Origin of the sequence: Paraburkholderia sp. NPDC080076 (assembly GCF_050281145.1) — a bacterium.
GTDB lineage: Bacteria > Pseudomonadota > Gammaproteobacteria > Burkholderiales > Burkholderiaceae > Paraburkholderia.
In genome coordinates this window covers 393,786-406,353 of record NZ_JBNNWQ010000007.1, presented here as the reverse complement: position 1 = coordinate 406,353, position 12,568 = coordinate 393,786, and the positions used below count along the sequence as shown (strand labels likewise).

The 12,568-nt window shown below is 61.4% G+C and carries 12 protein-coding genes, 1 tRNA gene and 1 pseudogene; 7 read left to right on the top strand and 7 right to left on the bottom strand.

Going from position 1 to position 12,568, the window contains the following annotated elements; genetic code table 11:
- The first annotated feature begins 868 nt into the window (after positions 1-868).
- Entirely contained in the window at positions 869-2,041 is a 1,173-nt protein-coding gene (locus ACQKRQ_RS27630) for a monovalent cation:proton antiporter-2 (CPA2) family protein (protein ID WP_427480841.1), read from the top strand.
- A gap of 272 nt (positions 2,042-2,313) precedes the next feature.
- Here ACQKRQ_RS27630 and ACQKRQ_RS27625 read toward each other — a convergent pair whose 3' ends face one another.
- Positions 2,314-4,464 (bottom strand): response regulator, encoded by a 2,151-nt coding sequence (locus ACQKRQ_RS27625; protein ID WP_427480839.1) that lies wholly within the window; start codon positions 4,462-4,464, stop codon positions 2,314-2,316.
- 99 nt (positions 4,465-4,563) lie between these two features.
- Here ACQKRQ_RS27625 and ACQKRQ_RS27620 point away from each other — a divergent pair.
- Positions 4,564-4,895: pseudogene (locus ACQKRQ_RS27620) on the top strand (hypothetical protein); the annotation flags it as partial.
- A gap of 588 nt (positions 4,896-5,483) precedes the next feature.
- Here the strand turns inward: ACQKRQ_RS27620 and ACQKRQ_RS27615 are convergent.
- From ACQKRQ_RS27615 to ACQKRQ_RS27595, 5 genes are all read right to left on the bottom strand, one after another.
- The gene (locus ACQKRQ_RS27615) at positions 5,484-5,792 is read right to left on the bottom strand and encodes a hypothetical protein (protein WP_427480837.1); all 309 of its coding nucleotides are present in this window, start codon (positions 5,790-5,792) and stop codon (positions 5,484-5,486) included.
- Positions 5,789-6,163, bottom strand: a complete 375-nt coding sequence (locus tag ACQKRQ_RS27610; protein WP_427480836.1) for a phage holin family protein — start codon at positions 6,161-6,163, stop codon at positions 5,789-5,791. The genes ACQKRQ_RS27615 and ACQKRQ_RS27610 overlap by 4 nt, the downstream gene beginning before the upstream one ends.
- A 106-nt stretch (positions 6,164-6,269) precedes the next feature.
- Positions 6,270-6,566: a CsbD family protein gene (locus ACQKRQ_RS27605; RefSeq protein ID WP_132380798.1), complete on the bottom strand. Its 297-nt coding sequence runs from the start codon at positions 6,564-6,566 to the stop codon at positions 6,270-6,272.
- Between the two features lie 423 nt (positions 6,567-6,989).
- Positions 6,990-7,298, bottom strand: a complete 309-nt coding sequence (locus ACQKRQ_RS27600) for a hypothetical protein (protein ID WP_427480834.1) — start codon at positions 7,296-7,298, stop codon at positions 6,990-6,992.
- 906 nt (positions 7,299-8,204) lie between these two features.
- Positions 8,205-8,588, bottom strand: a complete 384-nt coding sequence (locus ACQKRQ_RS27595; protein ID WP_427480832.1) for a hypothetical protein — start codon at positions 8,586-8,588, stop codon at positions 8,205-8,207.
- Positions 8,589-8,829: 241 nt separating this feature from the next.
- On the opposite strand from ACQKRQ_RS27595, the gene ACQKRQ_RS27590 reads away from it, so the two are divergent.
- From ACQKRQ_RS27590 to ACQKRQ_RS27570, 5 genes are all read left to right on the top strand, one after another.
- Complete coding sequence (locus ACQKRQ_RS27590; protein WP_132380509.1) at positions 8,830-9,282, top strand: Hsp20/alpha crystallin family protein; 453 nt, start codon at positions 8,830-8,832, stop codon at positions 9,280-9,282.
- A gap of 24 nt (positions 9,283-9,306) precedes the next feature.
- Positions 9,307-9,714: an Hsp20/alpha crystallin family protein gene (locus ACQKRQ_RS27585; protein WP_427480830.1), complete on the top strand. Its 408-nt coding sequence runs from the start codon at positions 9,307-9,309 to the stop codon at positions 9,712-9,714.
- Between the two features lie 134 nt (positions 9,715-9,848).
- Complete coding sequence (locus ACQKRQ_RS27580) at positions 9,849-10,412, top strand: Hsp20/alpha crystallin family protein (protein WP_427480916.1); 564 nt, start codon at positions 9,849-9,851, stop codon at positions 10,410-10,412.
- A 49-nt stretch (positions 10,413-10,461) separates the two neighbouring features.
- A tRNA-Lys gene (locus ACQKRQ_RS27575) sits at positions 10,462-10,534 on the top strand.
- On the top strand, positions 10,504-11,070 hold the full coding sequence (locus ACQKRQ_RS27570) for an alpha/beta fold hydrolase (RefSeq protein ID WP_427480828.1): 567 nt from the start codon (positions 10,504-10,506) through the stop codon (positions 11,068-11,070). Before ACQKRQ_RS27575 ends, ACQKRQ_RS27570 begins: the two co-directional genes overlap by 31 nt.
- Positions 11,071-11,155: 85 nt before the next feature.
- Here ACQKRQ_RS27570 and ACQKRQ_RS27565 read toward each other — a convergent pair whose 3' ends face one another.
- Complete coding sequence (locus ACQKRQ_RS27565) at positions 11,156-12,205, bottom strand: virginiamycin B lyase family protein (protein ID WP_427480826.1); 1,050 nt, start codon at positions 12,203-12,205, stop codon at positions 11,156-11,158.
- Positions 12,206-12,568 lie beyond the last annotated feature (363 nt).

Genomic DNA, 12,568 nt, shown 5'->3' with positions numbered 1-12,568 from the left:
GTGCGACGTATGGGACCAAGGTCCAATATCTTCCTTGACAGGCAGTGCGTAGACTGGTTTTGATCCACTTCCCGAGGCGTTGAGCGGGTGTGTGAGATGCCCTGTGCTGAGTTCACCGGACCGGCGCCATTGCCGTGTTCCCCAGTACTTTCGGGTAGCACTGACTCAGTACGGTGGTCTACTGTCCGGTCGCCAGCAGGGCGGAAAGGAACGTGAATCACGTCATGGTTGCGATGGTTGCGCTGATGGCCGGCTGCCCCGGACTTGCCCAGCCTCAAACCTTGGTGGATGTCACCAGCGCGCCAGGTAGCGCCACGGCGTGGGAACCGCGAAGGTCACGGCCACCATCGTCGCGATGGAACCAGACACCGGTACCGTGACGCTTTAAGACGGCAAAGGCAGGGCGGTGCAAGTGGAGGTGGGAGAAGAGGCGCGTAATTTCGACCAGTTACGGTTGGAGATATCGCCTCTGACGGGATGTGCATACTATGAAGTACCTCCCGGCACCGTCATCGCCGCACCTGCCGGTTTTGACCGGTCTTTCGCGGCCGCGTGGGACGCGATGCGAGACAAGGGTCTGTCGGTTCGATTCGAAGAACGCGCGCGATCCCGCACTGTTCGATCGCATTTCGCGCAGCCATGACAGGCGGATGGGGCCCTAAGCGGCTGTGTGCTGCCGGCTTCCACCGAGGTGAAGGCAAAGGCGCTGATTATCGGGCACGTCATCTGTCGAAGTCACCTCATGGCCGAGCGCTCGCAACGGCAATCCTGATCAAGGGCAGACTGTCTTTTCTCGTGAGCCCAAGGCTCGTGATCGGCTACTACGCATGGCTTGCAGATATGTCGTGGGTCATTTCAGGGAGGCAGGATGACGAAGTTGCTGATAGACGTGGTGATCTTTCTTGCTTCGGCACTGATTGCCGTGCCGCTATCAGTACGCCTTGGCTTCGGCGCTGTTCTCGGCTATCTGGTGGCAGGCATTTTCATTGGGCCATGGGTAATGAAGCTGGTGACCGACGTCGACGCGATCCTCCATTTTTCCGAGTTGGGCATCGTGCTGATGATGTTCGTCATCGGATTGGAAATGCGGATCGACGAGCTATGGGCTATGCGTCGCACCATCTTCGGCTACGGTGCTATGCAGATGACGGTCTGCGCCGCGGTCTTATCGGTGATTTTCCTTATGCTAGGGTTGTCTTGGCGCATTGCGTTGACGGGCGGGCTCGCGCTTTCACTGTCGTCAACGGCAATGGTTATGTCCGAGCTTCAGGAGCGCAAGTTGATGGACATGCCGACCGGGCGTGCCGGGTTCGGCATCCTCCTGTTCCAGGACATGGCAGCTATCCCCCTGATTGCGTTGCTGCCGTTGCTGGGACCGTCGGTGATCACACCGGCAGCGGAACCGGGATGGCCCGTAGCCTTGAAAGCCCTTGCCATGCTTGTTGCGGTTGGACTTGTTGGCCGCTATCTGTTGCACGTTGTGCTGCGTGTGATCACAAGCATCGGAGTACGGGAGATTTTCACCGCTTTCGCATTGCTCTGGATCGTCGGTATCTCGTTGCTCATGCAGAGCGTCCATCTGTCAATGTCGTTGGGCGCCTTTGTCGCCGGGCTGCTTCTCGCAGATTCGGACTATCGCCACGAGGTCGAAACCGACATGGCTCCCTTCAAAGGCTTGTTGCTCGGTTTATTTTTTATCGCAGTGGGCATGTCAATCGATTTCGGCGTATTAATGCGGGAGCCTCTTCGTGTCGCGGTACTTGTCGTGGCGCTAGTCGGCATCAAGACGATCGCGCTGTGGTTGCTGGCAAACAAGTTCGACGTACCCGCTTCGCAACGTGGCTATTTCGCCATTTTGCTGTCACAAGGGGGCGAATTCGCCTTTGTGGTGATGGCGGCTTCAATGGCGGCACATGTCATCGATGAGCGCCAATCGTCCCTTGTTACGCTCGTCGTCGCGCTTTCGATGGTCTCAACGCCGTTACTGCTGCTTGTGCACCGCAGACTCACCCGATTGTTTGCCAGCCGTGAAGTGGGGTAGGACGGGCCTAAACCTTTGATCAACCCAGCGCAACGTCCACGCGCCGCGCGCGGTACATCGAGCTGTTTGGCAATCGCGCGATCTATCACGATGGCTGGATTGCCGCGTGGGCAAGCACTTCAGCGAAGCCGACGATCGCGCGGCCCGCGATCCGGAAAAGCTCAAGCAGATGCAAAGGCTCTTCGCCAGCGGAGGTCCGGCCCCTGGCGAATTTGCGATCTGTACGCGTGTAATTTGCACCGTCCGATTTGTACCGATTCGCACATGGCTCGTCAGTCTTCGAACTTGGCGCGCACGTGCTCCGCGAGCACTTCCGGACGAAAGGGCTTGCGAATGACTTCCATATCGGACAACGCATCGCCAGGCGCGTAGCCCGTCACCAGGATAACGGGAATATCAGCGTAGCGGGCCTTGATGGCATCGGCCACCTCTCGACCATTCATGCCGCCGGGCAACGCGACGTCGCTGATCAGAAGGTCGAAACGAGCGCCTGCATTAAGAAGCCGCAGCGCAGCTGGGCCGCTGTCCGCTTCAAGCACGCGATAGCCCTGTTCGCGCAGCTGCTCGGCGGTCACCTCCCTCACGATCTCCTCGTCCTCGACCAGCATGATAGTTTTGCCGGTGTCTCGGCCGCTTACTTCATTGTCGTCCCGTTCAGCGGGGGCTGGCATGCATAGACGCACTGTGGTGCCCTTGCCTGGCACGGTGTCCACCTGCACGATGCCGCCCGACTGTCTCACGTAACCGTAGATCTGACTCAGACCGAGACCGACACCTTGCCCCGCCGGCTTAGTCGTAAAGAACGGTTCGAAGGCCTTGCTAAGTACCTCCGGCGACATGCCCACGCCGGTATCGGACACCGCGATGCAGCAGTAACGCCCGGGCTGCGCATCCTCGAACAAGGAGAGTTCGGCTTCAGCCAGCACCATTTCGGTAGTACTGATGGTGAGCCAGCCGCCATTTGGCATGGCGTCGCGCGCGTTAACACACAGATTCAGCAACGCGCTTTCCATCTGGCTCGGATCGCACATGGCCAGCCATTTGCCGTCCGACAAATTCAATTCGACATTGATGCTTGCACCCACGGCGCGGCGGATCATGTCCTCCATATCGCGTGCAATGGTGTCGAGACTCACGAGCCGCGGCTCGAGGGTTTGCTGGCGCCCGAACGCCAGCAGCCTGTGCGTCAACGCGGCCGCTCGCACGGCGCCTCGCTCGGCGCGCTCCACGAGACCGATAACCTCGGTCGGCCGTCCTTGCTGCAGGCGTACGCGGATCATGCTAAGACAACCGATAATCGCCTGCAGCATGTTGTTGAAGTCGTGAGCAATGCCACCCGTGAGCTGGCCGATCGCTTTCAGTTTTTCGCTATGACGCAGGCGTTCCTCCGCGCGTGAGCGCTCGCGGCTTTCGCGATGCAACGTGTCGAGCGCCGCCTGCAACTCCGCTGTTCGCTCTAGTACGCGCGCTTCGAGTTCTTCGCCGCTGCGTTCCAGTGCCTTGCGAACGCGTGCCTGATCTTCTACGTCGGTAGACGTGCCAAGCCAGCCGACAATCCGGCCCTCGGCGCGCACCGGTGTGGCGCGGCTCTGGAACCAGCGGTAAGTCTGGTCGACGGCCCGGCGAATCCGATGCTCCACGGAAAACTCGCCCGTGGTCTCGCATGCCGCCCACGCTGCCATGGTCGCCGGACGGTCGTCCGGATGAATGGCTGCCAGCCACCCGAGCCCCAAACTGTCTTCTTCGGGAATGCCGCTGTATTCGACCCATTGGGGACTGCCCCAAGTGCGCTCTCCCGAACTGCTTGAAGTGAATACCAGTTGCGGTATTTGCGTAGCCAGCGTGCGGTAGCGTTCTTCGCTTTCGCGCAGCGAGATCGCGTGCCGTCGCGTTTCCGCGGCGATGCGCAACCGTTCGACGGCGGCGGCGAGCAGGTTGGCATAGGAGCGCAGAAACTCGGTGTCGGGGCGGGAAAAATCTCGAGGCTCGAGGCTGTCCACCTGGAGGATGCCGTAGGGGCACCGGCCTTTTCCGCCGAGAATGACAACATTGACCAGCGCCTTCACGCCCGCATCGACGATGAACTGTGGATAGCGAAAGCGCTTTTCCGTGGCGATGTCGCGGGAGACGGCCGGCTCGCCCGTTTGCAGCGCATAGCCTTCCGACGAGCCGGACTCCGCTTTGGCCGTTGCATGTCCGACCACTCCAGGTGGCCAGCCGACGCCGGCCCGCACGAGCAGGGTCGTGCCGTCGTCCTGCAACTCCATGACCTTCGCCATGTCGGTCCTCAACGCCTCGCCGACCAGACGACAGGCTTCGGTCAATATTTCGTCAAGATCGTCTGAGCGAAGCGCCAGTTCGCCGAACTTCGCCAGCACGGCCTGTTGGTGAACGAGAACAGCTTCGCGGTCAACTGTACTCACTTCAGATCTCCGTCAACAGAAACTGAATCCTTGCGCGTAACCAGCGAAAATCGTTCCTGCAACGGGGTCGATTCAGCGGAGAAGAGAACCCATTGAGGAATGCGGCTTGCTAGAGAAAGCAGAATTCGTCGGCGGCCAGGGAACATTCCATGGACAAGAAAGAACGGCGCATGTCCCTACTCTTGCGGCGGCTGGGGATCGAAGGCGGTGGCAAGAATTTTTTGCAGGAGAAAGTCGCGTTGAAGGACAGCACCGTGCTGCTGCGCGCAGAACGAACGGCCGGCTTCATGTGCGTCAGTTGTTCATGGGCGAAACCGGGCGACCCGCACCTCTTCGAGTTCTGCGAGAGCGGCGTGAAAGCGACTGCGTGGGATACCACGGCGAAACGGGTGACACTCGATTTGTTCGACATCCATCCTGTGAGTGAGCTTTAAAAGTCGCACGGCCATGAACTGGAGGAAGCTGGGCGCCTTACTGAACCGGCGGGACGACCGGCACGACCTCTACAAGGGTTCGAGCACAACGAAATCGCCGACGCGCATGCCTCAGAATGACCCGCACGCCAAGGGCGTGTCAGACACGGCCGCATCAGGCGCGCATAACGCGTACACAGCGGTCGTCGCCGGAACCTTCGGAACTGCGGTACCGGTCTGAGCCAGATATCCGGAAGACGCGACGGCAATGGGTTCGGAGTCCTCCGGGGACGGCTGGCAGGTCGCCCTGACAGCCGTCGCGGCGATGCGTTCGCGGCCAGTTTCGAGCAGCGCAAGCGCCTGAACCTAGATTAAACGCGATAAACGCTGCACGCCTCCCTAATCCAAACACGCGGCGCGTAAAAGACATACCGGAGCAGTTCCAGCTGCGATGCTCATGCTCGCCGAGCACGCACCATGCGCAACTTCGCAGCGCGAGGATTTCTCAACGCGCCAAGCGGTAGCAGCGGTCGCGATAGCAGTCGTGGAGGTACGAAGGTTTGACACATCTGAATCGACCTCGCCGTGCCTTCCCTGGCAGGCGACTCACACGGACTTGAGAACCGCTTTCCGCACGGTTCCTCCTAGCCACGCGGCGATCCCCGAGCGGCCGGCAATTCCGACTGTCCGGCGAGGTCCGAGGACGATGGTGCCGACGCACAACGCCAGTAGCAGCGTGACGCGCGGTGCGTCGGCCAGCGAGGCGATCAGGCCGACCGCAGGAGGCCGCGTCTGTCCGAGTACGGCCGGGACCGATGGTGGAGTGCTATTCGCCGCTAGCAGTGCTGTGCGTGATTCCGCCATGCGCAGCAGGATTGCGGTCTCGGCTTCACTATTGGTCGCTACGCGGTTCATTTTAGCGCCTCCTTCAACGTGTCGAGATCGCGCCGGAGCTCCCCCTGCAGAAGATGAAGCGAACGTCCGGGTTTCTGGGCGCGGACGAAGAGCAGAGAGACAACGGAAACAACCAGCCACATCACGGCAACGCCCCAGACCACCGGAAGGAAGTAAGGCGTACGCCACGCCGTCGCGATGATCGCAATGCACACAAACGAAAGTGTGAACAGGCCGGCGACGGCCAGGGCAACAAGTGCGCTCAACTCGCGGACCAGACATTTCCTGGTCTCCTCAAGTTCGACGCCGAGGAGCTCACCATAATCCGTGGCTCGCTCGACGCAGAATCTGCCGACGTTTCGCCACTTCGTGATTTTCGAACGCATGGACATTGCGGGACTCCTCGGGACTGGCTTCTTGCGGAAACGCCGGGGCGGCCCGCCAGGTGTTTGCCGTCTACACCTTTCAGGCCGCGTCGAGGGCAAGACGCGAGTAGCCTTACTCCCGGTCTATCGAGTCGCTTCGGCCGTTATCGGGCCTTGAGCGATTCGCTGCGCGCAACGCTCCAACGATGAAGCCCACGCCAGCGGCAATTGCCAGCGCCGCGAACGGCCGCTCCACCGTAGACTCGCGTACTACATCCACAAAATCGGCATAGAGTTGCTGAGCTTTGCCGCTCAACTCTTTCGCTGTTCCGCTAACCTGTGCGCCGGCACTGCCCAGCAGATCCCCGGCGGCTTGCTGAACGTCGCCAGCAACCTCCCGTAGCGTTCCTTCTGCTTTCGTCGTTTCCATTGTCTGCTCCTCAAGTGATTGCGGCCGGACCGCACGGGGAAATTGCGTCATGAGAGACCACGAACCGCCCTTTCTGCCTGGCGCAGAACCGATATCGCGATGGGCGTGCCAAAAGGTGAGCAAGGGCTGGGCCCAACTCGACCTCTCGTTGACACGCGAACAACACCGGCGGACGCTCGCCGTATTCAGGGGCAATGTCATTTCGTTTGGTGTGACGCAAGGTGCTGGTCCAGTCGTACAGCGGAATTAGCTTCGAAGCAATGCCATGAAACGCGTATAGCCGGATCAGCGGATTGACGCGCGGCGGAACCGGGAAGTCGAGCGGACCGAGAGGCGCCGCTGTCTCCTTCGTGATTTCCGGGAATGCCTCCGCGCCGGCAAAGTGCCTCTTGCAGTGCCCCCTGGTTGTCGGATTGCCGCCCGTCACCAACTGACCGCGGGCGTTGCCTCCAGTGGTCTCGACTCACTTTTTGTCCGCAGCACCTCGCCCGTTCCCTGCAGTTCGCTACGTCCGACGACATCGTCAGGACCCACGCTCCGGCCGCAGGCCGGACACCCTGGCTTCATTTTCGCAAATAGCACATCTCCTCCGTCGTACGTCCCGGCGCGGGTCAACTTGCGCAGCCAGGTCCTATGCTGACCGGCCGGAAAAACGCCCGTTTCTATCGTTTCGATCAGGGCTCCGCGATGTCCGCACGGGCATTCGACATAGGTGAAGATCCGGGTTTTCATGATGGCCTCCTGCCTGTTCACATCACGCGCCGCATGAATCGGGCCGCGGAACAACTCGCGCCCGCTTGATCGGGAGCGCCCTCCGCCCGTTGGGCCATAGTTATCGCTGCGCAAACCGACTGAGGCACGCGCGGAGCGTTGGGCATCTGTCTCCCGGGTTCCATCAGAGTGTGCAAAACACACACGAGGGGAACGACACGTGGGGGATAGCCGGGATGGCCGTCGGGTTCGACATTGGACCTCGGTGGTCAAGTCGCCGGACCCGATCCGCAACGCGGCCTCGCGGCTCCCACAGATCTCATCCGTTCGGCCAGCCCCAGAACCTCGCGCTGTTCTGCCGGCAACAGGCACAACTCATGCGATAACCCGTTCGGCAGTGTCTGCCATGCGAGGCAATATCGCCCCGCATACGCGAGAGCTCCTGCTCTGAGAGCCGGGCGCCTACTCATGGGTGTAACGCGATCCCCTGATTCCGTCGCAGCCCGGCTTTGACTCACGGTTGCAAACGGTTCTGCCGGCCCAAGCGGCCTTCGGAGCCGCGCGCTGCAGCAGCTGGCGCAATCGCTAAAATTTTGACGTGTGCGGTCGACAGGGCGTCCTCGGATCAGAGCAGGCAGGATCGTGCTCGCACCGGGTGGAATGCGAACTACAACTTACTCTGCATTGGCAGCATTTCAGCATTGGCGGGCTGAGCACGACGCCTCGCGTCCTGTCGGGGTATGACGTCGTCCGCGCGGCCTTCGTGCGTCGCGGTGCAGACGGTCCCGCGACTGCCGTCAGTAGACCGGAAACACGAAGTCCGCCGTCGGCGTAAACGGGTGCCGGAATCCGGACAGATGACGCGTCCCTTGACCGTCGACCCGTTGCGGGAGGCTGGCCCGGCGGCACATCGCGATCGCCCGACGATCACTGGATTGGCGGCACCACGCCCAGTTTCTCGGCTAGCATGCGTTCATACACGCCGAAGTGCAGGTCGACTTCCTCCTGACTCACTGTCGTCACGATGATATTCACCTGCTCTGGCAGCAGGCCGAGCACCAGCGCGAGCGCCGCTTCGAGTTGCGGCGCACAAACGCTGTCTTCCGCCAGGGTCGTGCCAACGGCGATATCGTATGCGTGGTCCTGCTGGAAGACGATCTCGACCAGCCGCGCGCGGGCGCTCATGTTGTTGTCGATCGCGAGGCGCACGACCTCCGCCACGCTACGCATCAATTCCGTCGGAAAGCCTCTGGTCGAGCGCAGCCGGACGCGATGTCTGCCAAGCGTGAGCCAGTCCGAATCGAATTCCATGGTGTCCTCCGGTTCCGTTGCAATGCACCGCGATAATATTATTTGGCAGGCAATTTTCAAGACAGGAATTCACCACCGCCCCTTGAAATTTTCACCGTAGGTTCTATCTTTGATTTCGCTCAGGCAGACGCGCCGGTCACATCCGGTGCGCTGCGTGTTTCGATTTGTTTGCCAGCGGCCTGGCAGGCGGACTGGAGCGCGTAGGCCCGTTCGCCTCCTCGCTGCATCGAAGGAGGATACGATGAGTGATCTCTTTTCCGGAACCGACCTGTTCAGTGAGTTTGACCGTCTGCAACGGCAGATGGACAGCCTGTTCGGCGGCTTTCCGTCCAGCATCCGCTCGGGCCGCTTCGGGGCCTTTCCGCAGGTGAACATCGGTACGACCGACGACTCGATCGAAATCGTCGCGTTCGCGCCGGGCCTCACGCTGGCCGACCTCGACGTGTCGATCGACAAGGGCTTGCTGACGATCAGCGGTGAGCGCAAGCCTGCCCGGGCCGGGACCGATGACGACACCCGCGACGACACCCGCACCTATGCGCAGGAGCGTTTCACCGGCATTTTCCGACGCGTGATCGAGCTGCCGCAGAACGCTGACCCCGACAGGGTGCAGGCCCGCTACACCAATGGCTGCCTGTCGATCACCGTCGGCAAGCGCGAAGCGTCCAAGCCGCGGGCCATCACCGTGCAGTAATGCCAGTTATTCGAGGAGCAGGCCATGAACGACAGGACACAGGTTGCTGAACGCGACCAGAAAACAGTAGCACGACGCGAGGGCGACCAGTCAGCACGTCGGAGGACGCTCACACCGGCGGTGGATGTGTTTGAGGACAGCCAGGGTATCACGCTGTGGGCGGACCTTCCAGGCGTCACCAAGGACAAACTCGACGTGAAGGTGCACGACGGCAATCTTTATATCGAGGCGGAAGCGGTCGTGCCCACACCCGCCGGTCTGCGGCTGCAGCACGCCGAGATCCGTGAACCGCATTTCGCGCGCGCGTTCTCGCTGAGCCCGGATTTCGACACATCGAAGATCGATGCGAATCTGCAGGACGGCGTGCTGAAGCTGACGATTCCGCGTCGCGACGAAGCACGGCCGCGACGGATCGAGGTGCAGACGAACTGAGCGCGCAAAGACCGGCAACGATGACAGGAGAAAAACCGGTGGCGGCTGCGAGGTCGCCACCGCTCGGTTCGTGGAGGCGCCGGATGCAGATCGTCATGGTCTCGCTCTCCTGTCAGATCATTGAGGAGCAGCAGATGAACACCGACCCCAAAAAATGGAATCCTTTCAAATTTCTCCGCGGCTCAGCGCGCAAGCCCGATGCGGACGGTCCGCAAAGTCCGCCGGCCAGCGAACCATGGCGTGCCGGATGGCCAGATATCCAGCGGCTTTTCTCCCGCGATCCGTGGCGTGCGATGGAGGATTTCTTTCACGATCCGTTTGCAGCCCGCGGGGCGCTAGAACGATGGTTTGGCGACTTCAGCTCATCGCGTTTCCAGCCGCGCATCGACGTCGTCGACGAAGGGAAGGTCCTGCGCGTGACTGTCGAGTTGCCGGGCATGGAAAGGGAGGATCTGACCGTCACCGTCGAGGATGGAGCGATGGTGTTGCGCGGCGAGAAAAAGCAGGATGTGCACAGTGAGGAAGACGGCTGCTATCGACTTGAACGCGCGTATGGGGCCTTCACGCGCACGATCCCGATGCCGGAAAACGCCGACCCCGACCACGCGCTCGCAAAGTTTGACAAGGGCGTGCTTACGTTGACCGTGCCGAAACAGGAACCGCCGCGATCGGCGAGCCGCACGATCGAAATAGGCTAGCGTTGGGCGGCGATGCGGCGCTTGCGAGGTGAATGAATGGGAGTAGCTCGGGTCGTTAGCTCAGCTGGTAGAGCAGCGGACTTTTAATCCGTTGGTCACTGGTTCGAATCCAGTACGGCCTACCCTGATAGGCATAGAGCAACCCGTCGTGTTGGGATGTTCGTGGGGCACGCTCGTCGCATTTGGCATGGCGGTCGGCGCCGCCGCTGACGTGCGCGGGCTCGTGCTGGTCTCCGGTTACTACTATCCGACTGCGCGCGCGACGTCGCGCTCGCTGCGGCGGCGGCACTTCCGGTGCTGGGGGGAAGTCTTGCGTTACACCATTTCGCCGCTGACCGTTCGCCTCTTGCTGAGGCGCAGCGTGGAAGCGATGTTCGCTCCGGCACCCATGCCAGCCGACTTCTTCGATGTCATTCCTCGTGAGATGCTGCTCCGACCCGTACAGGAGCGGGCCGTGGCCGAGGATTCCGCATTCATGATCCGGGCCGCGGCAAATTTATGTGCTCACTATTCTGATCTGAAGATGCCGGCCAGTATTTTTGCCGGCGGGGATGACAAGGTTGTCGGCCCAGAAGCGAATTCGATCCGGCTACACGGCGCAGTGCCGCACAGCACACTCGTCGTTACGCCCGAGGCGGGCATCAAACAGCCCCGCTGATTCACCGCCAGGCACGACTTTTCGTCCAGAGTTGTCGCTCATAGGCTCTCCTGTACAGTGGATGACATTCGTGGATAGTGCCTCGTCAATTTCCGTTGGCATCTGCTGCGCGGGAGCGGTAGCGCAACAGATGATCAGTGCCGGACTCGGACAGCCAGAGTTCTCCTGGGCGGCCCATCATTTGACGTACGTTCGCGTGCGGACGCGGCAGCGCAAACACGTCGAACCGCGTAGTGCGCGGGTCGAAGCGCACTAGTGCGTTGGCGCTCCATTCACTGAGCCAGACGATGTCCTGGTCGTCTACGAATATCGCGTATGCATGGGGATCGTCGCCAGGCAGGCGCCATTCGCGCCATCGACGCGTCGCTGGATCGAATACGCCGACTTTTCCTGCGTTCCACTCGCTGACCCAGACACGCCCCTTCGAATCGGACCATACACGGCGCGCACCCTGATCCGGCGTCGGCGGATCGATGACCTGCGTTGCGCCGCTTCCGGGATCGATGCGGCCGAGATAACTTCCCGCTAGTGACGCGAAATACAGGCTGCCGTCCGGAGTCACACAGATGCCGTAGGGGCCGTGCCCGCGCGGCGCATCGAAGACGCGCATGCTGGCGCGCTTCGGATCGAGCTCGCCATAGACGCCGCTTTGGCCGGTAAACCACAGATGCCCTTGCTTGTCGAACACCGCAGTATTCAGATTGGCGGCCGGCCGGTCCTTCGGCAATGGAAAACGCGTGACGGCAAACGTCTTCGGATCGACGCGCACGATCGCGTTCTGGCCGCCGTCGGTGATCCATGCCGCGCGATCGGGACCGATGATCACCCCGTGGGGTGCCGACCCATCGCCAAGCGGAATCCTGTCGATCCTGCCGCTACGCGGGTCCAGCCGACCGACCGCGCCCTGCGCCTGCGCGGTGTACCACACGGCGCCGTCGGGCGCCGGTGCGACGTCATGTGGCGCACTACCGGTCGGGACGGCGAAAGTCTCGAACGACGGCGGTCGTACCTGCGCCTGCACCGAACAGACGGTGAGCGCGGCGCTTGCCATGGCCGACACAAGACAGGGGGTCAGCCGGGATTCGAGAATCCTGCTTACCACTGCCAAGAAGCGATCCCCCGCTATCTCCAGCATGTTCGCCTCCATGTCACAGGATGAGTTTCAAAAGGCGCCGACGGCATTTTTATTGTTGCACTTATCTGTAGCTGTCGCTGCGCCGACTCTTTCACAGACACTTGCCCGCTCATTCTCGAGGATTGCCGTTTTGGCGCCGGTTTGCCGAGCGCGATACATGTCGCGTCGAGCGATGGGTGCTGCCCCTGCGCGGGCAGCGCGTCGCGGGCGCACGCGTTACGCCGCAATTTCTTTCCCGGAGCAGCACACATATGCTGGTCTTTAGCGCAAGGTAGAGGACGCGACGGCGTGTTTCTCGCGGCAGGTCTACATTTCTCGCGGCGTATTGATTGCCGTTGAACGCATTTCACTCCCGTTTTTCCG

Excerpts from the sequence above, each read along its gene's own strand:
- ACQKRQ_RS27630 (WP_427480841.1), top strand. The coding sequence starts at position 869 with ATGACGAAGTTGCTGATAGACGTGGTGATCTTTCTTGCTTCGGCACTG.
- ACQKRQ_RS27615 (WP_427480837.1), bottom strand. The coding sequence starts at position 5,792 with ATGAACCGCGTAGCGACCAATAGTGAAGCCGAGACCGCAATCCTGCTG.
- ACQKRQ_RS27610 (WP_427480836.1), bottom strand. The coding sequence starts at position 6,163 with ATGTCCATGCGTTCGAAAATCACGAAGTGGCGAAACGTCGGCAGATTC.
- ACQKRQ_RS27605 (WP_132380798.1), bottom strand. The coding sequence starts at position 6,566 with ATGGAAACGACGAAAGCAGAAGGAACGCTACGGGAGGTTGCTGGCGAC.
- ACQKRQ_RS27600 (WP_427480834.1), bottom strand. The coding sequence starts at position 7,298 with ATGAAAACCCGGATCTTCACCTATGTCGAATGCCCGTGCGGACATCGC.
- ACQKRQ_RS27595 (WP_427480832.1), bottom strand. The coding sequence starts at position 8,588 with ATGGAATTCGATTCGGACTGGCTCACGCTTGGCAGACATCGCGTCCGG.
- ACQKRQ_RS27590 (WP_132380509.1), top strand. The coding sequence starts at position 8,830 with ATGAGTGATCTCTTTTCCGGAACCGACCTGTTCAGTGAGTTTGACCGT.
- ACQKRQ_RS27585 (WP_427480830.1), top strand. The coding sequence starts at position 9,307 with ATGAACGACAGGACACAGGTTGCTGAACGCGACCAGAAAACAGTAGCA.
- ACQKRQ_RS27580 (WP_427480916.1), top strand. The coding sequence starts at position 9,849 with ATGAACACCGACCCCAAAAAATGGAATCCTTTCAAATTTCTCCGCGGC.
- ACQKRQ_RS27565 (WP_427480826.1), bottom strand. The coding sequence starts at position 12,205 with ATGCTGGAGATAGCGGGGGATCGCTTCTTGGCAGTGGTAAGCAGGATT.